The organism is Streptomyces sp. NPDC005266, from assembly GCF_040607655.1.
Classification (GTDB): domain Bacteria; phylum Actinomycetota; class Actinomycetes; order Streptomycetales; family Streptomycetaceae; genus Streptomyces.
In genome coordinates this window covers 217,365-238,658 of the sequence record NZ_JBEXHC010000005.1, presented here as the reverse complement: position 1 = coordinate 238,658, position 21,294 = coordinate 217,365, and the positions used below count along the sequence as shown (strand labels likewise).

The 21,294-nt window shown below is 72.4% G+C and carries 23 protein-coding genes and 2 pseudogenes; 19 read left to right on the top strand and 6 right to left on the bottom strand.

The window, feature by feature from the left end:
* Nucleotides 1-5: 5 nt before the first annotated feature.
* Nucleotides 6-197, bottom strand: a complete 192-nt coding sequence (locus ABZU99_RS12315; protein ID WP_355939399.1) for a hypothetical protein — start codon at nucleotides 195-197, stop codon at nucleotides 6-8.
* Nucleotides 198-483: 286 nt separating this feature from the next.
* Here ABZU99_RS12315 and ABZU99_RS12310 point away from each other — a divergent pair, with 286 nt between their 5' ends.
* The 4 genes from ABZU99_RS12310 (at nucleotide 484) to ABZU99_RS12295 (ending at nucleotide 4,793) form a co-directional block, all read left to right on the top strand.
* The gene (locus ABZU99_RS12310; RefSeq protein ID WP_355939402.1) at nucleotides 484-1,809 is read left to right on the top strand and encodes an NYN domain-containing protein; all 1,326 of its coding nucleotides are present in this window, start codon (nucleotides 484-486) and stop codon (nucleotides 1,807-1,809) included.
* Between the two features lie 332 nt (nucleotides 1,810-2,141).
* Nucleotides 2,142-3,164 carry an ABC transporter ATP-binding protein gene (locus ABZU99_RS12305; protein WP_355939405.1) on the top strand — a complete coding sequence of 341 codons (1,023 nt, stop codon included), beginning with the start codon at nucleotides 2,142-2,144 and terminating at the stop codon, nucleotides 3,162-3,164.
* 92 nt (nucleotides 3,165-3,256) lie between these two features.
* The gene (locus tag ABZU99_RS12300; RefSeq protein WP_355939845.1) at nucleotides 3,257-4,066 is read left to right on the top strand and encodes an ABC transporter permease; all 810 of its coding nucleotides are present in this window, start codon (nucleotides 3,257-3,259) and stop codon (nucleotides 4,064-4,066) included.
* A gap of 58 nt (nucleotides 4,067-4,124) precedes the next feature.
* The gene (locus ABZU99_RS12295) at nucleotides 4,125-4,793 is read left to right on the top strand and encodes an ABC transporter permease (RefSeq protein WP_356046797.1); all 669 of its coding nucleotides are present in this window, start codon (nucleotides 4,125-4,127) and stop codon (nucleotides 4,791-4,793) included.
* A 174-nt stretch (nucleotides 4,794-4,967) separates the two neighbouring features.
* On the opposite strand, the gene ybaK is transcribed toward ABZU99_RS12295, so the two are convergent.
* From ybaK to ABZU99_RS12280, 3 genes are read right to left on the bottom strand one after another with little or no spacing between them, the layout of a single operon-like run.
* Nucleotides 4,968-5,471, bottom strand: a complete 504-nt coding sequence (ybaK, locus tag ABZU99_RS12290) for a Cys-tRNA(Pro) deacylase (RefSeq protein WP_355939411.1) — start codon at nucleotides 5,469-5,471, stop codon at nucleotides 4,968-4,970.
* 10 nt (nucleotides 5,472-5,481) lie between these two features.
* On the bottom strand, nucleotides 5,482-6,222 hold the full coding sequence (locus ABZU99_RS12285; RefSeq protein WP_356046800.1) for an LON peptidase substrate-binding domain-containing protein: 741 nt from the start codon (nucleotides 6,220-6,222) through the stop codon (nucleotides 5,482-5,484).
* Nucleotides 6,223-6,256: 34 nt separating this feature from the next.
* On the bottom strand, nucleotides 6,257-7,852 hold the full coding sequence (locus ABZU99_RS12280) for an oxidoreductase (RefSeq protein WP_355939417.1): 1,596 nt from the start codon (nucleotides 7,850-7,852) through the stop codon (nucleotides 6,257-6,259).
* Between the two features lie 154 nt (nucleotides 7,853-8,006).
* On the opposite strand from ABZU99_RS12280, the gene hisD reads away from it, so the two are divergent.
* From hisD to ABZU99_RS12220, 12 genes and pseudogenes are all read left to right on the top strand, one after another.
* Nucleotides 8,007-9,332 carry a histidinol dehydrogenase gene (gene hisD / locus ABZU99_RS12275; protein WP_356046802.1) on the top strand — a complete coding sequence of 442 codons (1,326 nt, stop codon included), beginning with the start codon at nucleotides 8,007-8,009 and terminating at the stop codon, nucleotides 9,330-9,332.
* Complete coding sequence (locus tag ABZU99_RS12270; RefSeq protein ID WP_355939423.1) at nucleotides 9,329-10,447, top strand: histidinol-phosphate transaminase; 1,119 nt, start codon at nucleotides 9,329-9,331, stop codon at nucleotides 10,445-10,447. Before hisD ends, ABZU99_RS12270 begins: the two co-directional genes overlap by 4 nt.
* Nucleotides 10,444-11,037: an imidazoleglycerol-phosphate dehydratase HisB gene (gene hisB, locus ABZU99_RS12265; protein WP_355939426.1), complete on the top strand. Its 594-nt coding sequence runs from the start codon at nucleotides 10,444-10,446 to the stop codon at nucleotides 11,035-11,037. Before ABZU99_RS12270 ends, hisB begins: the two co-directional genes overlap by 4 nt.
* Nucleotides 11,038-11,146: 109 nt before the next feature.
* On the top strand, nucleotides 11,147-11,311 hold the full coding sequence (locus ABZU99_RS12260; RefSeq protein ID WP_355939430.1) for a hypothetical protein: 165 nt from the start codon (nucleotides 11,147-11,149) through the stop codon (nucleotides 11,309-11,311).
* Entirely contained in the window at nucleotides 11,308-11,952 is a 645-nt protein-coding gene (hisH, locus tag ABZU99_RS12255) for an imidazole glycerol phosphate synthase subunit HisH (protein ID WP_355939433.1), read from the top strand. The genes ABZU99_RS12260 and hisH overlap by 4 nt, the downstream gene beginning before the upstream one ends.
* A gap of 38 nt (nucleotides 11,953-11,990) precedes the next feature.
* Nucleotides 11,991-12,722 carry a bifunctional 1-(5-phosphoribosyl)-5-((5-phosphoribosylamino)methylideneamino)imidazole-4-carboxamide isomerase/phosphoribosylanthranilate isomerase PriA gene (gene priA / locus ABZU99_RS12250; RefSeq protein ID WP_355939436.1) on the top strand — a complete coding sequence of 244 codons (732 nt, stop codon included), beginning with the start codon at nucleotides 11,991-11,993 and terminating at the stop codon, nucleotides 12,720-12,722.
* Complete coding sequence (locus tag ABZU99_RS12245) at nucleotides 12,719-13,129, top strand: RidA family protein (RefSeq protein ID WP_355939439.1); 411 nt, start codon at nucleotides 12,719-12,721, stop codon at nucleotides 13,127-13,129. The genes priA and ABZU99_RS12245 overlap by 4 nt, the downstream gene beginning before the upstream one ends.
* Nucleotides 13,126-13,896 carry an imidazole glycerol phosphate synthase subunit HisF gene (gene hisF / locus ABZU99_RS12240; protein ID WP_355939441.1) on the top strand — a complete coding sequence of 257 codons (771 nt, stop codon included), beginning with the start codon at nucleotides 13,126-13,128 and terminating at the stop codon, nucleotides 13,894-13,896. Before ABZU99_RS12245 ends, hisF begins: the two co-directional genes overlap by 4 nt.
* Before the next feature lie 215 nt (nucleotides 13,897-14,111).
* Nucleotides 14,112-14,846, top strand: a complete 735-nt coding sequence (locus ABZU99_RS12235) for an SDR family oxidoreductase (protein WP_356046806.1) — start codon at nucleotides 14,112-14,114, stop codon at nucleotides 14,844-14,846.
* 40 nt (nucleotides 14,847-14,886) lie between these two features.
* A complete protein-coding gene (locus ABZU99_RS12230; protein ID WP_355939447.1) occupies nucleotides 14,887-15,066 on the top strand; it encodes a hypothetical protein in 180 nt (59 codons plus the stop codon).
* Nucleotides 15,067-15,119: 53 nt separating this feature from the next.
* On the top strand, nucleotides 15,120-15,950 hold the full coding sequence (locus ABZU99_RS12225; protein ID WP_356046808.1) for an endo alpha-1,4 polygalactosaminidase: 831 nt from the start codon (nucleotides 15,120-15,122) through the stop codon (nucleotides 15,948-15,950).
* A 45-nt stretch (nucleotides 15,951-15,995) separates the two neighbouring features.
* Nucleotides 15,996-16,178: pseudogene (locus tag ABZU99_RS12220) on the top strand (hypothetical protein); the annotation flags it as partial.
* Between the two features lie 100 nt (nucleotides 16,179-16,278).
* Here ABZU99_RS12220 and ABZU99_RS12215 read toward each other — a convergent pair.
* Both ABZU99_RS12215 and ABZU99_RS12210 read right to left on the bottom strand, forming a co-directional pair.
* The gene (locus ABZU99_RS12215; RefSeq protein ID WP_355939453.1) at nucleotides 16,279-16,911 is read right to left on the bottom strand and encodes a TIGR03085 family metal-binding protein; all 633 of its coding nucleotides are present in this window, start codon (nucleotides 16,909-16,911) and stop codon (nucleotides 16,279-16,281) included.
* Between the two features lie 74 nt (nucleotides 16,912-16,985).
* The gene (locus ABZU99_RS12210; RefSeq protein WP_356046811.1) at nucleotides 16,986-17,642 is read right to left on the bottom strand and encodes a hypothetical protein; all 657 of its coding nucleotides are present in this window, start codon (nucleotides 17,640-17,642) and stop codon (nucleotides 16,986-16,988) included.
* A gap of 673 nt (nucleotides 17,643-18,315) precedes the next feature.
* Here ABZU99_RS12210 and hisI point away from each other — a divergent pair.
* The 3 genes and pseudogenes from hisI to ABZU99_RS12195 form a co-directional block, all read left to right on the top strand.
* Complete coding sequence (hisI, locus tag ABZU99_RS12205) at nucleotides 18,316-18,681, top strand: phosphoribosyl-AMP cyclohydrolase (RefSeq protein ID WP_356046813.1); 366 nt, start codon at nucleotides 18,316-18,318, stop codon at nucleotides 18,679-18,681.
* 45 nt (nucleotides 18,682-18,726) lie between these two features.
* On the top strand, nucleotides 18,727-20,238 hold the full coding sequence (locus tag ABZU99_RS12200; protein WP_356046815.1) for an anthranilate synthase component I: 1,512 nt from the start codon (nucleotides 18,727-18,729) through the stop codon (nucleotides 20,236-20,238).
* 294 nt (nucleotides 20,239-20,532) lie between these two features.
* Nucleotides 20,533-21,198: pseudogene (locus tag ABZU99_RS12195) on the top strand (TIGR02234 family membrane protein); the annotation flags it as partial.
* Nucleotides 21,199-21,294 lie beyond the last annotated feature (96 nt).

Here is a 21,294-nt window from a genome sequence, read left to right as displayed (position 1 = left end):
GCGGGTCAGTTGTGGCCGAAACTCTTCTGCCGGTCCTTGCGCGCCGTCGAGGGGCCGCCCTCCGACCGCGTCCGCTGGGACTGCGCCTCCACCGAGGACTGCTGCGCCTGCTCGGCGGTGCCGTCGGCCATACCGCGGTTCGGCCGCTGCTGAGCTTCCTGCTGCTGCTTGCGGTCGCGGTTCTTGTTCTTGCCCATGGTGGTGTTCCTCCAGTTGGGATCAGCCCCCGCGAAGGGCCCTTTGGAGAGAAGCCCTCCGGGAAGAACAGTGACACGTCGCGGTGACCCGTGCATTTCGGGCAATTACGGTGAGTGAGAAGGCGGGTCTTCGAGGGTAGGCCGTATCCGCCACGCCGGTGATCCAGTTCGGACTGATAACCCCCGTACGGTCGGGCAGACTCAAAAGAAAGTCAAAGAAAAGCATCGGGGCACAACTGTGCGCGGGGGCGACCGACGACTGGACTGTCAGGAAAGAGGGTGGAACGTGGACCGCTGCGTCGTCCTGGTGGACGCCGGCTATCTGCTGGGCGCCGCCGCGAGCCTGCTTGCCGGGGAGCCCGCCCGGTCCCGCATCTCCGTCGACCACGCGACCCTCATCCAGGGGCTGCGCGAGCGTGCCGAGGCCGAGACCGAGCGCCCGCTGCTGCGCATCTACTGGTTCGACGGCGCCCCCGACCGGGTTCCGCAGCCCGAGCACCGGCGGCTGCGCGTCATGCCCCGGGTGACCGTCCGGCTCGGGGCGCTGACCCGCAGCGACGGCCGGTGGGCCCAGAAGGGCGTCGACGCCGCCATGCACGCCGAGCTCACCGAGCTGGCCCGTAACCGCGCCTGCTCCGACATCGTGCTCGTGACCGGCGACGGCGATCTGCTGCCCGGTCTGATGTCCGCCAAGGAGCACGGCGTCGCCGTCCACCTCTGGGCGGTCCAGGCGGCCGACGGCGACTACAACCAGTCCGAGGACCTCGTCGCCGAGGCCGATGAGCGGCGCGTCCTGGACCGTGCGTGGATCACCCGCGCCGTGCGCGCCAAGGAGCTCCCGGGGCCCTGTGCGCCCGCCGCCGAGCCGCGCCCGGAGATCGCCGCCATCCTGTCCGCCCCGCTGCCGGAGACGGCCGCTGCCGCTGCCGCCGCGGCCGGGCCGCCCGGCGTGAGCGAGGCCCCCTCCAGCCGCAACGGCGGGGGGCGGGCCGCCGCCGTCGCCGACGGGACGGGCGCCACCGGCCGCGCCGGTGCCGTCACGGCCGCGGGTGGCGTGCCCGCCGAGTCCGCAGCCGCGGCCACGGGCGCGGGCAAGGGCGTACCCACCCCGAAGGACCTCGCGGGCCTCGGTCGCGGCCAGGGTGGGCACGGCGGCGGCCCCACGGTGCAGCAGCCGGTCCCCAGCGCCACCCTGCGCTGGTCCTCCGACAAGGGCTGGGTCGACCGCGGCCCGGCCGCCGGGGTGGGAGAGCCCCCGGAGACGGCCAATCTCCCCATGCTGGCCCAGCTCACCAGCGCCGAGCAGCGCTGGGCCGACCGCGAGGAGGACATCACCACCGTCAGCGGCGACCCCTTCGAGGTCGGCCAGGTCTTCGCCCGCCGCTGGATCGAGCGGCTCTCCGACCCGGGCTATCTGCAGCAGCTCTCGAGCGAATATCCGCGCATCCCGCACCGCATCGACGGCGAACTGCTGCGGTATGCCGCCCGCTTCGGCCTGCTCGCCCACAAGGACGACCAGATCGACGAGCACGACCGCTACGCGATCCGGGCGGGCTTCTGGCGCGAGATCGACCTCCGTACGGCGGCCGAGCACGCGGGGGCGGGAGAGTAGGCCCGAAGGGCCGGGTGAGGAAGCCGGAAGGGCCGGGCGGGGAAGTCCGAAGGGCCGGGTGAGGAAGCCGGAAGGGCCGGGCGGGGAAGTCCGAAGGGCCGGGCGGGGAAGCCGGAAGGGCCGGGCGGGGAAGCCGGAAGGGCCGGGCGGGGAAGTCCGAAGGGCCGGGCGGGGAAGCCCGAAGGGCCGGGCGGGGAAGCCGGAAGGGCCGGGCGGGGAAGTCCGAAGGGCCGGGCGGGGAAGCCGGAAGGGCCGGGCGGGGAAGTCCGAAGGGCCGGGGGAGGAAGCCCCGAGGGCGAGTCCGGGAGTTCGGGCGCGTACCCTCATAGCTCGTGAGGACGGGCGCGAAACAGGCGACGAGCGGCGATGTGGTGTGCACCGTGCGCGGCCTGGTCAAGACCTATCCGGCGGCGCGCGGTCGGCGCGGCACGCCCGCCACGCCCGCCGTCCGGGCCAGCGACGGCATCGACCTCGATGTGGCCCGCGGTGAGGTCTTCGGGCTGCTCGGGCCCAACGGCGCCGGCAAGTCCACGCTCGTACGGCAGCTCACCGGCCTGCTGCGGCCGGACGAGGGCCGTGTGCGGGTCCTCGGCCACGATCTCGTACGCCATCCCGAGCGCGCCGCCCGCCTCCTCGGCTATCTCGGCCAGGACTCCACCGCGCTCGACGAGCTGACCGTCTCCCTGGCCGCCGAGACGACCGCCCGGCTGCGCGGGCTCGATCTGCGCGCCGCCCGCGCCGAGCGGGACGCGGTGATCGATGAGCTGGGGCTGGGAGAGCTCGCCGGACGCCCGCTGAAGAAGCTCTCCGGCGGCCAGCGGCGGCTCGCCTGTGTCGCCGCCGCGCTGGTCGGCGAGCGGCCGCTGCTGGTGCTGGACGAGCCCACCACCGGGATGGACCCCGTCGCCCGGCGGGCCGTGTGGGCCGCCATCGACCGGCGGCGGGCCGAGCGGGGCGTTACGGTGCTGCTCGTCACCCACAACGTGATCGAGGCCGAGACCGTCCTCGACCGGGTCGCCGTGCTGGAGCGCGGCCGGGTCATCGCCTGCGACACGCCCGCCGGACTCAAGGCACTCGTCGCCGACGAGGTGCGGGTCGAGCTGGTCTGGCGTGCCGAGCCGCCCCTGCACATCCCCGGGGTCGCCGCCCTGCGGGACGCCGCGTCCTCCTCCACCGGGCGCCGCTGGACCCTGCGGCTCGCCGCGGACGACGCACGGGCCGCCATCGCCACCGTGACCGGGGGCCCGGCCTTCGCCGCGCTGGACGATTTCACGCTCGCCACCCCCAGCCTGGAAGATGTCTACGTGGCGCTGGGCGGCCGCGCGGAGGGCCGGCAGGGCCTGGTGAAGGCGTGAACGCGGCGGTGACCGGGCTCGTAATGAAGCGGTAAGTGCAGGTAGGGGAAGAGGAGCAGCGCAACGTGAGTGTCGTGCCCGCGGTGTCCGGTGTGTCGCCCGTACCGGATGCCTCCGGTGCGCCGGCCGGTGAGGCCGATGACGCGCCCGCCCCGCTGGCGGCCCCCGCACGCCTCCTCCCCGCGCTCGCCGCGGTCTACCGGGCCCAGCTGTCGCGGGCCCGGGTGGCCCGGATCCCGCTGCTGTTCGTGGCAACCTTCCAGTCCATCGGGATCATGATCCTGATGCGCGGGGTCGTGGACGGCGGCAGCGAGGCCCGGTCCGTGGTCGCCGGGTCCAGCGTGCTCGTCGTCGCCTTCGTCGCGCTCAACCTCCTCGCGCAGTACTTCGGCCAGCTGCGGGCGAGCGGCGGCCTCGACCACTACGCGACGCTGCCGGTGCCGCCTGCGGCGGTGGTCCTCGGCGCGGCCGCCGCGTACGCCTCCTTCACCGCGCCCGGGACAGCCGTCACGGCGGTGATGGGCAGCGTGCTGTTCCAGCTGCCGATGGGGCATCTGTGGGTGCTGGTCGCGGTGATCCCGCTCTCCGGTGCCGCCCTGGCGGGGCTGGGCGCCGCGCTGGGACTGCTCGCCCCGCGTCAGGAACTCGCCACGCTCTGCGGGCAGTTGGGGATGTCCGCCGCGCTGCTGCTGGGGGTGCTGCCCGCCGGGCGCATGCCGGAGGTAGTGTCGTACGCGCGTGATCTGCTGCCGTCGACGTACGGTGTGGAAGCCTTGGCGCGGTCCTTCGACGGGCAGCCCGACTGGTTGGTGGTCTGCGCCGACCTCGGGGTGTGCGCGGCGGTGGCCGTGGTGTCGCTCACCGCAGCGACCTGGGCCTACCGGCGGGCGGCCGTGCGGTGACGCGCCCAGCGGGCCTCCCGCTGACCGATGTACGCCATCCGCCTGGCACGATGACGGGGTGACCGCACCGTTGACGCCACATGATCAGCCTTCGCCCCGTGACGAGTCCGGCGAGGACCGGCCCGAGCAGCAGTACGGATACCCCTCCGCGGCGTATCCCTCCCATCCGGAACACACCGACGAGTACTCCGAGCCCGGGCCCGAGCTGCGGGCCGAGCTGGTGCAGGCTTCCCTGGTCGCGATCGCGGTGGCTGTCTCCGGGGTGCTTCTCGGACTGCTGTGGCTGTGGCTGGCGCCGAAGGTTCCGTTGGTCTGGGACGGCGGTTCCGGCGTCTATCTGAAGAACTCCGAGGGGGAGGACGCGATCGGCGCGGACGGCGTCTTCACGCTGCTCGGGCTGGCCTTCGGGGCGGTGTCGGCGATCGTGGTGTTCCTGCTCTTCCGGCACGGTGGCATCGCCCTGGTCATCGGGCTGGCGATCGGGGGGGTGCTCGCCTCGATCATCGCGTGGCGGCTGGGCGTATGGCTGGGTCCGACCTCGGACGTCGTGGCCCATGCGAAGGCGGCAGGCAAGGGCGTCACCTTCGACGGGCCCCTGAAGCTGGGCGCCAAGGGCGCGGTGCTGTCGTGGTCGGTGGCGGCGATGGTGCTGCACTTGGCGCTGACGGGCCTGTTCGGGCCGAGGGACCCGGAGCCGCTGCCGGTGCCGGGGTCGGCGGCGCGGTAGCTCGCTTCCGGGTGCCGGGGGTGCCGGGGCGGGGGCCCGGCACTCGCTACGCGTTGGGGCGGGCGATCGGGGCGAGGACCGCGTCCGTGAGCGTCGCCAGGGCCGGTGCCGGGGTCGGCGGCGCGGTAGCTCGCTTCCGGGTGCAGGGGTGCCGGGGCGGGGGCCCGGCACTCGCTACGCGTTGGGGCGGGCGATCGGGGCGAGGACCGCGTCCGTGAGCGTCGCCAGGGCCGTGGGGGAGAGCTCCACCTCCAGGCCGCGGCGGCCCGCCGAGACGCAGATGGTCTCGTAGGCGGACGCCGACGCGTCCAGGGCCGTGGGGAGACGCTTGCGCTGGCCCAGGGGAGAGATGCCGCCGCGGACGTAGCCCGTGGTGCGCTCGGCCGCCGCCGGGTCCGCCATCGTGGCCCGCTTGCCGCCGACGGCCGCCGCGAGGGCCTTGAGGTCGAGGGTCGCGGAGACGGGGACGATCGCCACGGTGAGCCGGTCGTCGACGCTGGCGATCAGGGTCTTGAAGACCCGGCCCGGTGCGACGCCGAGCGCCGTCGCGGCCTCCTCGCCGTAGGAGGGGGCTGCCGGGTCGTGGTCGTAGGAGTGCAGGGTGAAGGGCGTCCCCGCGGCGGTCAGGGCCGTGGTGGCGGGGGTGCCGACGGAGTTCTTCCTGGGCTTCTTGGCCATATCCGATGCGTCAGTTGGGGCTGGTGGGGCGGCGGGTCAGATCGACGGCGGGGAGCGACGGGAGCTTACCGATGACCGCGCTCTCGGCGCGCAGCAATTTCAGCTCCTCGGCCAGTCGGCTGGCCGTGTCCGGGGCCTGGAGCAGCCGCTGCTTGGCGGGCGTGTCCAGGACGGCGGCGGCCGCGACGAGGTAGGAGAGCACGGACGGCTCGCCCGGCAGGTCCTGTTCGGCGGTGAGGGTGCGTTCGCGGGCGCCCGCGAGCCGCTTCTGGTAAGTGCGGAAGGCCCGTACGACCCCCGAGGCCAGCGCCCCGGCGCCGTCCCCCTGCTCTTCTTCCAGCTCCTTGACCTCGGCGGTGAGATAGGGGCCGGAGGAGTCGACGGAGAGCAGTTCGAAGCGGGTGGTGCCGGTGGCGAGCACCTCGAAGGTGCCGTCCTCCTTTTCCCGGATGGTGGCCGCGTCCGCGACGCAGCCGACGGTGTAGAAGGACTTGGCGGGATCCGGGCCGAACCCGGCGGCGGGGCCGCGATCGGGCAGGGTGACGGCGTCGGGGAGGCCGATCGCGCTGGGGGCGACCTCATAGCCGTCCCGGATCGCGATCACCCCGAACCGGCGTGGCGCGTCCTCGGGAAGCGCCGACAGATCGCGCATCAGGGAGCGGTACCGCTGTTCGAAGACGTTCAGGGGCATGACGAGCCCCGGGAACAGCACCGTGTTCAGGGGGAAGAGCGGAAGGCGCGCGGAGGTCACGGGGCGTAAGCCTAATGGCCCCGCGCGTCCGGCTTCACTGACGGCGCAGCAGCCGGGATGCGCCGGCGGCGATCGTGGTCGCCAGCACCCAGCCCAGCAGGATCATCACGATGGCCGCCCATTGGACCGCCCCGTCGGGTTTCCAATAGCCGTCCTGGCCCAGATCGATGACCGGGATCAGCAGGTCGAGGGTGTACAGCGTCGCGTTCCAGTGCGGGGATTCGCCCGGCTTGATGGCCTCGGGTCTGTTGTGGGCGAAGAAGACGGAGCCGACCGCCCACAGCACCGCCATCCACACCGCCGCCCGCCCGGGGCGGTAGCCGTAGGCCACGGTCCAGTCCTGGAGATACCCCCACAGCTTCCCGGCGGGCGGCAGGGTTTCGCGGCGGCGGCGCTGCTTGGCGAGCAGCACCTCGCGCGCGTCGGCGTCCTCGCCGCCGGCGCGCAGCGAGTTCGCCAGCATCTCGTACGGCTCGGGCGCGTACTCCGGGGTTGCGGCGGCCACCCACTCCAGCCGCCGGGACAGCGGGAAGTGGCCGCGCGGGATCAGGCATTCGTAGGAGAACCCGGCCATGGTCAGCCCGCCGGGCCCCGGCCAGCTCACCGATTTGTCGACGAGGTTGACGACCCGGGCGCCGGACAGGATGACCCGACCGCGCTGCGGCCGCTCCCCGATGAAGCGCAGCTCGGGGGTCTGGACGCGGCGCAGCGACAGCTCCTGGTCGTTCTCCATGATGAAGCGGGCCTGGTCGAAGTCGATGGCGTCGCCGATGCGCCCGTCGTCCAGCCGGACCCCGCCCTCGCATTCGAAGCGCTGGATGCGGGTGCCACGCGTGGGCGTGGAGGCGGTGCCGTACGGTGGGGTGGAGCCGCTGGAGTAGGTGCTGACCCCGCCCGTGGTGAGATACAGGCTGCGCTCGACGGTCAGCTGCGGCGCGTTGAGCGCGCGGCGCCCGTACGGATTGCGCAGCCGGCTGCCGCGCAGGCTGAGCGACACGCCGACCTGCGCGCCGCGCAGGCTCAGCTCGCCGTACGACTCGATCATGTCGGCCTGGAAGTCCTGGGCGACGGTCAGCCCGTCGGCGCTGATCGACATGCCCCGGCGGTCCCGGCGCACGATCAGCTGGTTGAGGAGTAAGTCCGTGCCGATGTGGGCGTCGGTGAGCCGGATGCCGTGCTCGACCACACAGCGCGGCAGATGCAGATCGCCCTCGGTGCGCAGCCGGGCCGCCTCCAGCCGGGGCAGGGCGCAGCCCACCAGGCGCAGGGTGGTGAAATGCGACTCGGGGAGCAGGACCTCCCGCTCGAAGCGGCAGTTCTTCAGCTCGACATAGGGATTGATCACCCCGCCGGCCAGGTCGAGCGTGCCGGTGATGTGCACCCCGTTGAGCTTGAGCGCGGCGACCCGGCCCGGCTGGGCGGGCGGCCCGTCCAGCAGCAGGAGGGCGACGACGCGCGCGCGCACGCTGCGCTCGGGTCCCCAGGCATAGGGGCCGGCGGGGTCGTTCCGCTGGGGGTGGGAGGTGCGCAGATCGTGGGTGCTGCCGTTGCGGAACGCCTGCCACATGCCCCACTCCGCGGTGGTCAGGTCGAGCCCCGGGGGCGGGTCGCCATCGTGCGGCTCGGTCACAGCCGTGTGCCCTCCTGTTCTCCGTATCCCCGTACGGACCACATGCCCGCTGAGTAACCGGTTGAACGCCAACGGTCAGGGCCAACTTAGGGGGTCGTATCACTGGCTGATACAGGGGGAGGGGCGCCGGTGCGGGTCTGAGACAATTGATCGCGTGATCTCCCGAATCGATCTGCGCGGTGCCGCCTTCCCGGAGGGCGGCATCGACCGTGACCTGCTGCCCCGTGCCGAGCTCGACGTCGAGGCCGCCCTGGAGAAGGTGCGGCCCATCTGCGACGACGTGCGCCATCGTGGCACGGCGGCGCTGATCGACTACGCGCATCGGTTCGACGGCGTCACGATAGAGCAGGTCCGGGTACCGGCCGAGGCGCTGGAGCGCGCCCTGGCCGAGCTGGACCCGGCCGTGCGGGCGGCCCTGGAGGAGTCCATCCGGCGGGCCCGGCTGGTCCACCGCGAGCAGCGGCGCGCCGACCACACCACGCAGGTCGTGCCGGGCGGTACGGTCACCGAGCGCTGGGTGCCGGTGGAGCGCGTGGGACTGTACGTACCGGGCGGTCGATCGGTCTATCCGTCCTCCGTGGTGATGAACGTGGTGCCCGCGCAGGAGGCCGGGGTCGGCTCGATGGCCGTCGCCTCGCCGCCGCAGAAGGCATTCGGCGGACTGCCGCACCCCACGATCCTGGCGGCCTGTGCGCTGCTGGGCGTCGATGAGGTGTACGCGGCGGGCGGTGCCCAGGCCGTGGCGATGTTCGCGTACGGCACGCAGGAGTGCCGTCCGGCCGCGATGGTGACCGGGCCGGGCAATATCTGGGTCGCCGCGGCCAAGCGGCTGCTCAAGGGGCGGATCGGCATCGACGCCGAGGCCGGTCCCACCGAGATCGCGATCCTCGCCGACGCGACCGCCGACCCGGTGCATGTCGCCGCGGACCTGATCAGTCAGGCCGAGCACGACCCGCTGGCCGCATCCGTGCTGGTCACCGACTCCGAGGAGCTGGCGAGCGCGGTCGAGAAGCAGCTGGAGGTCCAGGTCGGCGCGACCAAGCACGTCGAGGACCGGATCACCCCGGCCCTGAGCGGGCGGCAGTCCGGCATCGTGCTGGTCGACGGGCTCGAACAGGGCCTGGCCGTCGTGGACGCGTACGGGGCGGAGCACCTGGAGATCCAGACCAAGGACGCGGCGGCGGTCGCGGCCCGGGTGCGCAACGCCGGGGCGATCTTCGTCGGGACGTACGCACCCGTCTCGCTCGGCGACTACGCCGCGGGCTCCAACCATGTGCTGCCCACGGGCGGCTGCGCCTGCCACTCCTCGGGGCTGTCCGTGCAGTCCTTCCTGCGCGGCATCCACGTGGTGGACTACAGCCGCGAGGCGCTGGCCGAGGTCGCGGGCCATGTGGTGACCCTCGCCGAGGCGGAGGATCTGCCCGCCCACGGCGCCGCGGTGAAGGCAAGGTTCGACTGGAAGGTGCCACCGAGCAAGTGACCGGCATTGACGATCTCCCGATCCGGGACGAGCTCCGTGGCAAGTCCCCGTACGGCGCCCCGCAGCTCGATGTCCCCGTCCGGCTGAACACCAACGAGAACCCGTATCCGCTGCCCGAGCCGCTCGTGGCGCGGATCGCGGAGCGGGTCGCCGAGGCGGCCCGTTCCCTCAACCGCTACCCGGACCGGGACGCGACGGAGCTCCGCACCGAGCTGGCGCGGTATCTGAGCCGTACGGCCGGGCTCGAGGTGGGGCCGGCCCAGGTGTGGGCGGCCAACGGGTCCAACGAGGTGCTGCAGCAGCTGCTCCAGACCTTCGGCGGGCCGGGGCGCACCGCGATCGGCTTCGAGCCCTCGTACTCGATGCACGCGCTGATCTCGCGCTCCACCGGCACCGGCTGGATCTCCGGTCCGCGGAATCCCGATTTCACCATCGATGTGGACGCCGCCTGTAAGGCCATCGCCGAGCACCGCCCCGACGTCGTCTTCATCACCTCCCCGAACAATCCGACGGGGACGGCCGTCGAGGCCGAGACGGTGCTCGCCCTGTACGAGGCGGCGCAGGCGGCCAGGGCCGAGAGCGCCGGGGCGCTCGTGGTCGTGGACGAGGCGTACGGGGAGTTCAGCCACCGCCCGTCGCTGCTCCCGCTGATCGACGGCCGCCCGAACCTGGTCCTCTCCCGGACCATGTCCAAGGCGTTCGGCGCCGCCGGGCTGCGGCTCGGCTATCTCGCCGCGCACCCGGCCGTGGTGGACGCCGTCCAGCTCGTCCGGCTGCCGTACCACCTGTCCGCCGTCACCCAGGCCACCGCGCTGGCCGCCCTCGAGCACACCGATACGCTGCTGGGGTACGTCGAGGCGCTCAAGGCCGAGCGCGACCGGCTGGTGCGCGAGCTGCGCGCCATCGGCTGCCAGGTGACCGACTCCGACGCCAACTTCGTGCAGTTCGGACGCTTCGAGGACGCCCACGCGGCGTGGCGGTCCCTGCTGGACCGAGGCGTCCTGGTCCGCGACAACGGCGTACCTGGATGGCTGCGGGTCACCGCGGGCACCCCCACCGAGAACGACGCGTTCCTCGACGCGGTACGCGAGCTGATGAAGGAGAAGAGCGCATGACCCGCGTGGGACGCGTGGAGCGTACGACCAAGGAGACCTCGGTCGTCGTCGAGATCGACCTCGACGGCACCGGCCAGGTCGATGTGTCGACCGGTGTGGGCTTCTACGACCACATGCTCGACCAGCTCGGCCGCCACGGCCTCTTCGACCTCACAGTCAAGACCGAGGGCGACCTGCACATCGACACCCACCACACCATCGAGGACACCGCCCTCGCGCTCGGCGCCGCCTTCAAGCAGGCGCTCGGCGACAAGGTCGGCATCTACCGCTTCGGCAACTGCACGGTGCCGCTGGACGAGTCGCTGGCCCAGGTGACCGTCGACCTCTCCGGCCGCCCGTACCTGGTGCACAGCGAGCCGGAGAACATGGCGCCGATGATCGGCACCTACGACACCACGATGACGCGCCACATCCTGGAGTCCTTCGTGGCCCAGGCGCAGATCGCCCTGCACGTCCACGTCCCGTACGGGCGCAACGCCCACCACATCGTGGAGTGCCAGTTCAAGGCGCTGGCGCGGGCGCTGCGGTACGCGAGCGAGCGCGACCCGCGGGCGGCGGGCATTCTGCCCTCCACGAAGGGGGCCCTGTGAGCGTCGCACGCGCGGCCGCCGGGCCGCTGCCGACATTCGAGCCGCGCCGTCGCCGCGCGGGCGACGGTGACATCAGCCGCTGCCGCGGCGGGGCGAACGGAAAGATGCTGTGAGTGGGCTGTCCACGGCGTTCATCCTGGTGGGGCTGTTCCTGCTCGGCGGGGTGATCTCCTTCGTCAAGCAGGGGCTGCCCAAGGGCGTGATCGTGCTGCTCGGCGTGGGCGCCACGATGTCTCTGCTGGCCGGAATCCTGCGGCTGGAGGTCTGGAATTGAGCGAGGGCACCAAGAAGGTCGTCGTCTTCGACTACGGATTCGGCAACGTCCGGTCCGCCGAGCGCGCGCTCGCGCATGCCGGCGCCGATGTCGAGATCACCCGCGACTACGACAAGGCCATGGCCGCCGACGGCCTCCTCGTCCCCGGCGTCGGCGCCTTCGCGGCCTGTATGCAGGGGCTGCGCGAGGCGCGCGGCGACTGGATCGTGGGGCGCCGGCTGGCCGGTGGCCGCCCGGTCATGGGCATCTGCGTCGGCATGCAGATCCTCTTCGCGCGCGGCATCGAGCACGGTGTCGAGGCCGAGGGGCTCGACGAGTGGCCCGGCACGGTCGAGCCGTTGCGTGCTCCCGTCGTCCCCCACATGGGCTGGAACACGGTCAAGGCGCCCGAGGACTCCCAGCTGTTCGCGGGTCTTGACGAGGGCGAGCGCTTCTACTTCGTCCACTCCTACGCCGTCCGGACCTGGGAGCTCGAGGTGACCAGCCCGCACATCCCCGCCCCCAAGGTGGCCTGGACCACCCATGGCGAGCCGTTCGTCGCCGCCGTGGAGAACGGCCCGCTGTGGGCCACTCAGTTCCACCCCGAGAAGTCCGGCGACGCGGGAGCGCGGCTGCTCCGCAACTGGCTCGACACGCTCTGACCGCCCCGTCCGCACCCTCTCACCCTAAGGTTCCCCACATGCCCACGCACCGCCTGGAACTCCTCCCCGCCGTTGACGTCCGCGACGGCCAGGCCGTCCGGCTCGTCCACGGCGAGTCCGGCTCCGAGACGTCGTACGGCGACCCGATGGAAGCCGCCCTCGCGTGGCAGCGGGCGGGTGCCGAGTGGCTGCATCTGGTGGACCTGGACGCCGCCTTCGGCACCGGCGACAACCGCGAGCAGATCGCCGAGGTCGCGCGGGCCATGGACCTCAAGGTCGAGCTGTCCGGCGGCATCCGCGACGACGCCTCCCTCGCCGCCGCCCTCGCCACCGGCTGCACCCGGGTCAACCTCGGCACGGCGGCGCTGGAGTCCCCCGAGTGGGTCGCCAAGATCATCGCCGAGCACGGTGACCGTATCGCCGTCGGCCTCGACGTCCGCGGCACCACCCTGCGCGGCCGCGGCTGGACCCGCGACGGCGGCGACCTCTACGAGACCCTCGCCCGCCTCGACTCCGAGGGCTGCGCGCGCTACGTCGTCACCGACATCGCCAAGGACGGCACCCTCCAGGGCCCCAACGTGGAGCTGCTGCGCAATGTCTGCGCCGCCACCGAAAAGCCCGTCGTCGCCTCGGGCGGCGTTTCCTCCCTTGATGACCTGCGTGCCCTTGCGACTCTGGTACCCGAAGGCGTTGAGGGCGCGATCGTCGGGAAGGCCCTCTATGCCAAGGCGTTCACCTTGGAAGAGGCGTTGGAGGCGGTATCCGTATGACCTCACCCGAGATCGCACGTCGGGTCCAGACCGGCAGCCCCTGGGAGGAGACCATCGGCTTCGCACGGGCCGTCGAGGCCGGTGATCTGGTGGTCGTCTCCGGGACGATGCCGCTCGCGGAGCACGGCGTCCTGGAAGGCGAGGGCGACCCGTACGAACAGACGCTCGCCGCCTTCCGTCATGCGCTCGACGCGCTCGCGAAGTTCGACCTGAGCGTCGAATCGGTCATCCGCACCCGGATGTATCTCACCCACGCCCGCGACGTGGACGAGGTGGGGCGCGCCCACAAGGAGCTCTTCGACGCCGTACGCCCCGCCGCGACCCTCGTCGTGGTGTCCGGCTTCGTCGACTCGCGCGTCCTGGTGGAAGTCGAATTGGAAGCATTCCGAGGAGCACGGCAGACATGACCCTGGCGGTCCGAGTCATCCCCTGCCTGGACGTGGACAACGGCCGGGTCGTCAAGGGAGTCAACTTCCAGAACCTGCGCGACGCGGGCGACCCGGTCGAGATGGCCAAGATCTACGGCGAGGAGGGCGCCGACGAGCTGACCTTCCTCGACATCACCGCCTCCTCCGGCAACCGCGAGACCACGTACGACGTCGTCCGTCGCACCGCCGAGCAGGTCTTCATTCCGCTCACCGTGGGCGGCGGCGTCCGTACCACGGAGGACGTCGACAAGCTGCTGCGCGCCGGAGCGGACAAGGTCGGCGTCAACACCGCCGCCATCGCCCGCCCCGAGCTCATCCGCGAGATCTCCCAGCGCTTCGGCAGCCAGGTCCTCGTCCTCTCGGTCGACGCCCGCCGCTGCCCCGAGGGCACCGTGACCCCCTCCGGCTACGAGGTCACCACCCACGGCGGCCGCCGCGGCACCGGCGTCGACGCCGTCGAATGGGCCCACCGCGCGGCCGAGCTGGGCGCAGGGGAGATCCTGCTCAACTCCATGGACGCCGACGGTACGAAGGACGGCTATGACACGGCCATGATCGAGGCCGTCCGCAAGCACGTCACCGTCCCGGTCATCGCCAGCGGCGGCGCCGGCAGGCTCACCGACTTCCCCCCGGCGGTGGCCGCGGGCGCCGATGCGGTGCTGGCGGCGTCGGTGTTCCACTTCGGCGATCTGCGGATCAGCCAGGTGAAGGACGCGCTGCGGGACGCGGGGCACCCGGTCCGCTGACCCAAGGGTTCGGGGACGGGGCGCACCTGCCCCCAACGCTCTCCGGTCGCAGGCCCCGGTGGCGCGTGCGCAGAATGTTGCCGAGGCCCAGGTCAGCCGTGCCTCGCGGGTGGGAGCACCCCACCCAGGAAGATCGCGTCCTGGTAGATGGCCGCTGACCAGCCCAGACTCGGTGGGACAGGACAGAACCGCACCAGGGACGAGAGGGGTCCGCCATGGCCGAACCAGCCAAGGTCGTGCTGATCACCGGGGCGAGCAGTGGGATCGGAGCGGCGACCGCCCGCCGCCTGGCCGCCGACGGCCACCGGATTTTTCTGGGCGCGCGGCGCACCGACCGGCTGGAGGAGCTGGTCGAGGAGATCACCACCGCCGGCGGAAGCGGGGCGTTCCAGCAGCTGGACGTCACCGACGCCACCGCCATGCGAACCTTCGTGACCGCCGCCCGGGAGCTCTACGGCCGGGTGGACGTGATGGTCAACAACGCCGGGATCATGCCGCTCTCGCCGCTGGAGGCGCTGAGGGTCGAGGAGTGGGACCGGATGATCGACGTGAATGTGCGCGGCGTCCTCTACGGCATCGCCGCGGCCCTGCCGGTGATGAAGGACCAGGGCGCCGGGCACATCGTGAACATGGCTTCGGTCGGCGCGTACGAGGTGGTGCCCACCGCCGCGGTGTACTGCGGCACCAAGTTCGCCGTACGCGCCATCTCGGAGGGGCTGCGCCAGGAGTCGACCGGGGACATCCGGGTCAGCGTGGTCTCCCCGGGCGTCACCGAGTCCGAACTCGCCGACTCCATCTCCGACCCGCGCGCCCGCAAGGACATGGAGGCGTACCGCTCCGTGGCCCTCCCCGCCTCGGCGATCGCGGACGCCATCGCCTACGCGATCAGCCAGCCGCCCGAGGTCGACGTCAACGAGATCGTGGTCCGCCCCGCGGCCGGCCTCCAATAACCGGGTGCCAACCGCCGTGCCCGCGGCTCGGACTGAGGCCGTGGAACGACATGGGCCGAGTGAGCCGCTGGGGTTTGCGCCCGACGCACGGGTGCTCATCCACAGCGACTACGCGTTCCTGATGTCCTCACAGGCGCGTGAACTGCCGCGGCGGGAGGGGATCCATGTGATCGACTACGGCGTTGTCCAAGAGGTGTGGGCCCGGCGGCCGGGTACGTGACGCGGCCGCCCGCCGCCCGCTTGGATCCTCACCCGCCGATGCTGGAGTGCCGCATGCCCGCCCACCACACTGTCCGCCGTCGTCGTTCGCGGGCGGTGGCCTCCACGATGGCCTTGGCCGCCGCCTCCGCCGTACTGACCGGCTGTACGTCCTCGGGGGCAGGCGACGCCACCGAGCCGGCGCTGCCGCACGTCCACGGCGGATTCGACTATCAGCTGGGCGGGGCGTACACCCCGCGAAAGGGCGTCGACATCGTCAGCCGCGACCGTACGGCGTCCCCGGCGGACGGGCTCTACTCCATCTGCTACGTCAACGCCTTCCAGGTCCAGCCGGGCGAACGCAACACCTGGCCCGAGGATCTGCTGCTACACGACGGCAACGGCGACACCGTCATCGACAAGCGGTGGAAGGAACCGCTGCTGGACATCGGCACCGCCGACAAGCGCGAACGGGCGGCCGCCAAGGTCAACCGGTGGCTCGACGGCTGCGCCGACAAGGACTTCGACGCCGTCGAGCCCGACAACTACGACAGCTATGAACGCTCCCACGGTCTGCTGACCACCGCCGACGCACAGGCGTTCATCACCCTGCTGTCGAAGCACGCCCACGCCAAGGGCCTGGCCATCGCGCAGAAGAACACCGCCGAACTCCTCCCCGGCCGGAAGAAGACCGGGCTGGACTTCGCGGTGGTCGAGGAGTGCGGCCAGTACGACGAGTGCGGTGACTTCGCGGACGCCTACGACGATCGCGTCGTCGTGGTCGAGTACACCGACGAGGGCTTCGCCAAGGCATGCGAGGGCTGGGGCGACCAGCTCAGCATCGTCCGCCGGGACCAGAACGTCACGCCCCCGGGCAGCGACGACTACGTCCGCGAGACCTGCTGACGTGCACGCCGGGGGCTCGATCGGCCGACACAGCAGCCGGTCGGTGGTGAACGAGACGAGTGCGGTGACTTCGCGGACGCCTACGACGATCGCCTCGTCGTGGTCGAGTACACCGACGAGGGCTTCGCCAAGGCATGCGAGGGCTGGGGCGACCAGCTCAGCATCGTCCGCCGGGACGAGAACGTCACACCCCCGGGCAGCGACGACTACGTCCGCGAGACCTGCTGACGTGCACGCCGGGGGCTCGATCGGCCGACACAGCAGCCGGTCGGTGGTGAACGAGACGGCGGCAAGCTTGCGGACGAGCAGGCCGTCGCCGCAGCCGCCCTCAGATGCCGAGCTTGGCTTCCTGCACCGCGGCCACCGCCTCCTTGTCACCGTCCAGCTCGACCCGGGCGGCGTTCTGGCGGCCGTAGAGGAAGAGGGCCAGCTCGCCCGGTTCGCCGGTGACCGTGACGACCGGGACGCCCCGGTGGGCGACCACCGTGCGGCCGTCCGGGCGGCGCAGCACCAGACCGACCGGGGAGCGGCGGCCGAACACCCGCGCGACGCGCTCGATGCGGGCCCAGAGCACATCGGCGAAGACGGGGTCGAGTTCGCGCGGCGTCCACTGCGGCTGGGCGCGGCGGACGTCCTCGCCGTGGATGTAGAACTCCAGGCTGTTGGCCGCCTCGTCCACCTGCTTGAGCGCGAACGGCGACGTCCGCGGCGGGCCGGTGCGGAACAGCTGGAGCAGCTCTTCGTACGGCTTCACTGCGAACTCGGCCTGCACCCGGGCCAGTCGGGTGGCCAGCGGCTTGATCAGCAGGCCGGCGGCCGCGTCGGGGCGGCGCTCACGGACCACGAGATGGGCCGCCAGATCGCGGGTGGTCCAGCCCTCGCACAGCGTCGGGGCGGCGGGGCCCGCGCTCTCCAAGAGGTCGGCGAGGAGCAGGCGTTCGCGCTTCGCGTGAGTGGACATACCGCCACCCTACGGCCGTCGCGTGCCGCCTGCCATGCCGCCCGGCAACGGGCGCGTCGCTTCCGGCCGCCGGTTCAGCCGGGCAGCCGCTTGCTCAGCTTCGCGCCGTCCAGCCCCGCGCTCAGCGTCAGCGCGCAGGAGACCTTGTCCTCGCCCTGGACCGTGTAGGTGCCCAGCTCCGGATAGAGCGCGTAGTAGTAATACACCCGTCCGTCGTTGGGGATGCTCTTCAGCCGCTTCTTGGCGTCCGCCCCGCACAGCGAGAGCGCCTTGGTCTGAATGGCCTTCTCGGAGGAGAAGTCACCGCTCAGCGTCTCGTTGGCGATCACCTCGCCGTCGTGCGGGCTCATGCAGGACCGGGTCTCCACCTTGGTGACGCTGCTGTCCATCGCCGGGTGGTCGAAGCACTCACCGGGCTTGAGCACGACATACGGCACCTTGTCACCGGGCCTGCCGGACTCCGACGACTCCGGGGACGCCGAGGCCGAGGCGGCCGGATCCTCGTCGGAGGCGTCGCTTCCGCCGCCCAGCGGCGCGCCCTGGCCGGGATCCTCCGTACCCGAGGGACTGGCGGAGGCGGACGCGGAGGCCGACGGCGATGACAGGGGCTTGTCCGATCCCTGGGAGCGCGAGGGCGTAGAGGCCGATGCCTCGGTGTCGTCGTCGCCGCCCCGGGCGCCGATGACGATCGCGCCGACGACCACCGCCACGGCCACCGCCGTCGCGATCACGATCGCCGTGACCTTGGACCCGCCGGTGCCGGGCGGCGGCGGGGGAGGAGGCGGCAGGAAGCCCGGTGGAAGAGAGCCGGGCGGAAGACCACCCGGCGGCGGGGAGCCAGGCGGCAGGGCCGGTGCGTTGTACGGGCCGAATCCGCCGCTCGAAGGCGCGGGCGGGCCCGATGGCGCGGACTGATCCACCGCGGGCGGCGGCCCGAAGCCCTGCTGCGGTGGCTGGGCCTGTGGCTGCGGTGGCTGGGCCTGTGGCTGTGGTGGCTGCTGCGGCGGCGGACCGAACCCCCCGCCGTTTCCAGGCCGGTTGGGGTCATGCGACGGCGACGGAAACGTCATGTCCGAAGCATGCCCCATCTCCCTGACATCGCGGCCATCGGGCCCTGACATCGCGGCCATCAACACCGACATACGAGCCAGGGAGATCACGTCCTGGGATCACGTCCTGGGATCACGTCCTGGGATCACGTCCTGGGATCACGTCCTGGGATCACGTCCTGGGATCACGTCCTGGGATCACGTCCCGGGATCACGTCCTGGGATCACGTCCTGGGATCACGTCCCGGGATCACGTCTTGAGACCACGCCCTGGACCACCCCCCGAGATCACGCCCTGAGACCACCCCGGGAGAGCGCTCGCGGTTCCGCTCGCCCGGGCGTGCAGAATGGTCGCATGACCGGTCCCGACCGCCCCTCCGCCCTCGACCCGGCCCTCGCCGCCCGCCTCAAGCGCGGCGCCGACGGGCTCGTCCCCGCCATCGCCCAGCAGTACGACACCGGCGAAGTGCTGATGCTCGGCTGGATGGACGACGAGGCGCTGCATCGCACCCTCACCACCGGCCGCTGCACCTACTGGAGCCGCAGCCGCCGGGAGTACTGGGTCAAGGGCGACACCTCCGGCCATGTCCAGCTGGTCAAATCCGTCGCGCTGGACTGCGACGCCGACACCATCCTCGTGAAGGTCGACCAGGTCGGCGCCGCCTGCCACACCGGCGACCGCACCTGCTTCGACGCCGACGTCCTCCCGCTCGGCCAGTAGCCCGGCTCCCACCGGCCCATCCGTCTCCCGCTGGGCTCCCCAGCCTTGACCCAGGACCCTGTCACCATGGATCTCGAGACCTTCCGCAAGCTGGCGGCCGATCGCCGCGTCATCCCCGTCAGCCGCAAGCTGCTGGCGGACGGGGACACGCCCGTGGGCCTCTACCGCAAGCTGGCCGCCGAGCGCCCCGGCACCTTCCTGCTCGAATCCGCCGAGAACGGCCGCTCCTGGTCCCGCTACTCCTTCATCGGCGTCCGCAGCGCCGCCACCCTCACCGAGCGCGACGGCCGCACCCACTGGCTGGGCACCCCGCCGGTCGGCGTCCCCACGGAGGGCGACCCCCTCCAGGCGCTGCGCGCCACCGTCGAGGCCCTGCACACCCCTCGCGACCTCGGTGGCCTGGTCCAGATGCCGCCCTTCACCGGCGGCATGGTCGGCTATCTCGGCTATGACATCGTGCGCCGGCTGGAGAAGATCGGCGAGCACGGGCGGGACGATCTGAAGCTCCCCGAGCTGACCATGCTGCTCACCTCGGACCTCGCCGTACTGGACCACTGGGACGGCACCGTTCTGCTGATCGCCAACGCGATCAACCACAATGACCTCGACACGGGCGTCGACGAGGCGTACGCGGACGCCGTGGCGCGGCTCGACGCGATGGCCGCCGATCTGGTGCGCCCCGTGCCCACGGAGCCCACCGCCCTGCCCGCCTCCGAGCTCCCCGACTGCACCGCGCTGTGGGGCGGGCCGGACTTCATGGCGGCCGTCGAGGACATCAAGGAGCGCATCCGGTCGGGCGAGGCGTTCCAGGTCGTCCCCTCGCAGCGGTTCGAGACGCCCTGTTCGGCGAGCGCCCTCGATGTCTACCGGGTGCTGCGGGCCACCAACCCGAGCCCGTATATGTATCTCTTCCGGTTCGAGGGGTTCGACGTGGTGGGCTCCAGCCCGGAGGCCCTCGTCAAGGTGGAGGGCGGCCGCGCGATGGTCCACCCCATCGCCGGTACGCGCCCCCGGGGCGCCACCCCGCAGGAGGACACCGCCCTCGCGGAGGAGCTGCTCGAGGACCCCAAGGAGCGGGCCGAGCATCTGATGCTGGTGGACCTCGGGCGCAATGACCTCGGACGGGTCTGCGAGCCCGGCAGCGTCGAGGTCGTCGACTTCATGTCGATCGAGCGCTACAGCCATGTCATGCACATCGTCTCCACGGTCACCGGCGACCTCGCCGAGGGCCGCACGGCCTTCGATGTGCTCACCGCGTGCTTCCCCGCAGGCACCCTCTCCGGCGCCCCCAAGCCGCGCGCGATGCAGATCATCGAGGAGCTGGAGCCCAGCCGCCGCGGGCTGTACGGGGGCTGCGTCGGCTATCTCGACTTCGCGGGCGACTCCGACACCGCCATCGCCATCCGTACCGCGCTGCTGCGCGACGGTACGGCCTACGTCCAGGCGGGAGCGGGGATCGTCGCCGACTCGGATCCGGCCGCCGAGGACGCGGAGTGCCGCAATAAGGCGGCCGCCGTGCTGCGAGCGGTGAACTCCGCGAACCGGCTGGGCCGGTAGCCGCCGGCCGCCCCCGGCGCCCATCCCGGGGCAGGGCGGTGATGCCGGTACGCCCCCGTCCGGAGGGGCGTGTACCGGTATCGGGCCGCTCATCGCCCGCCCCCGGCGCCCACCCCGGGGCAGGGCGGTGATGCCGGTACGCCCCGTCCGGAGGGGCGTGTACCGGTATCGGGCCCCGGGGCAGGGCGGTGATGCCGGTACGCCCCCGTCCGGAGGGGCGTGTACCGGTATCGGGCCGCTCATCCCGGATCCCCGCGATCCGGGCCCCGTACCCCGTGGGGGATAGTGGTACGCGTGACTGCAGCAGCCGTACCCCAGCCCCGGGCCGAGAACGAGCCCTCCGCCCCCGCCGCGCGCGGCCGCCGGAGCAGCCTTGCCATCGCCCTGCTCGCCGGTGCGCTCGGCGCCGCACTCGTCCTGCTGGCGACCAGCCGCAAGTGGGCCGAGGGCACAGCCTCCGTCGCCCAGGGGAACCTTCCCCAGAGCGCGAACGGCGATGACATCACCGGGCTGCCCGGTGCGCTCGCGGTCGTCGGCCTCGCCGCGCTCGTCGCGGTCTTCGCCGTCCGCCACCTCGGCCGCACCGTCGTCTCGGGGCTGCTCGCCCTCAGCGGCGCGGGCATCGTCATCAGCGCGGTCCTCGGCGCGTCCGACAAGGCGGCGCTGGAGGAGAAGGCGTCCAAGGTGAGCGGTCTGACCCACAGCCCCATCCACGACGTGGCGTACACCCCCTGGCCGTGGGTCGCCGCGGCGGGCGGTGCGCTGCTGCTGCTCGCGGGCGTGCTCGCCCTGGGCTACGGTCGAGACTGGCCCGCCATGTCCGGCCGGTACGAGCGCGCGGGCGCGTCAGCCGGCGCCGCCGCGGGCCGGGGCCGGCCCCGGCGCGGCGGGCGCCCCGCCCCCGACCCGGAGCGCCCCGAGGAGCTGTGGAAGGCCCTGGACCGGGGTGAGGACCCCACGGACCCGGCGGGCGTGACCGACCCGGCGGGCGTGACCGACCCGGCGGGCGTGACCGACCCGGCGGGCGTGACCGACCCGGCGGGCGTGACCGACCCG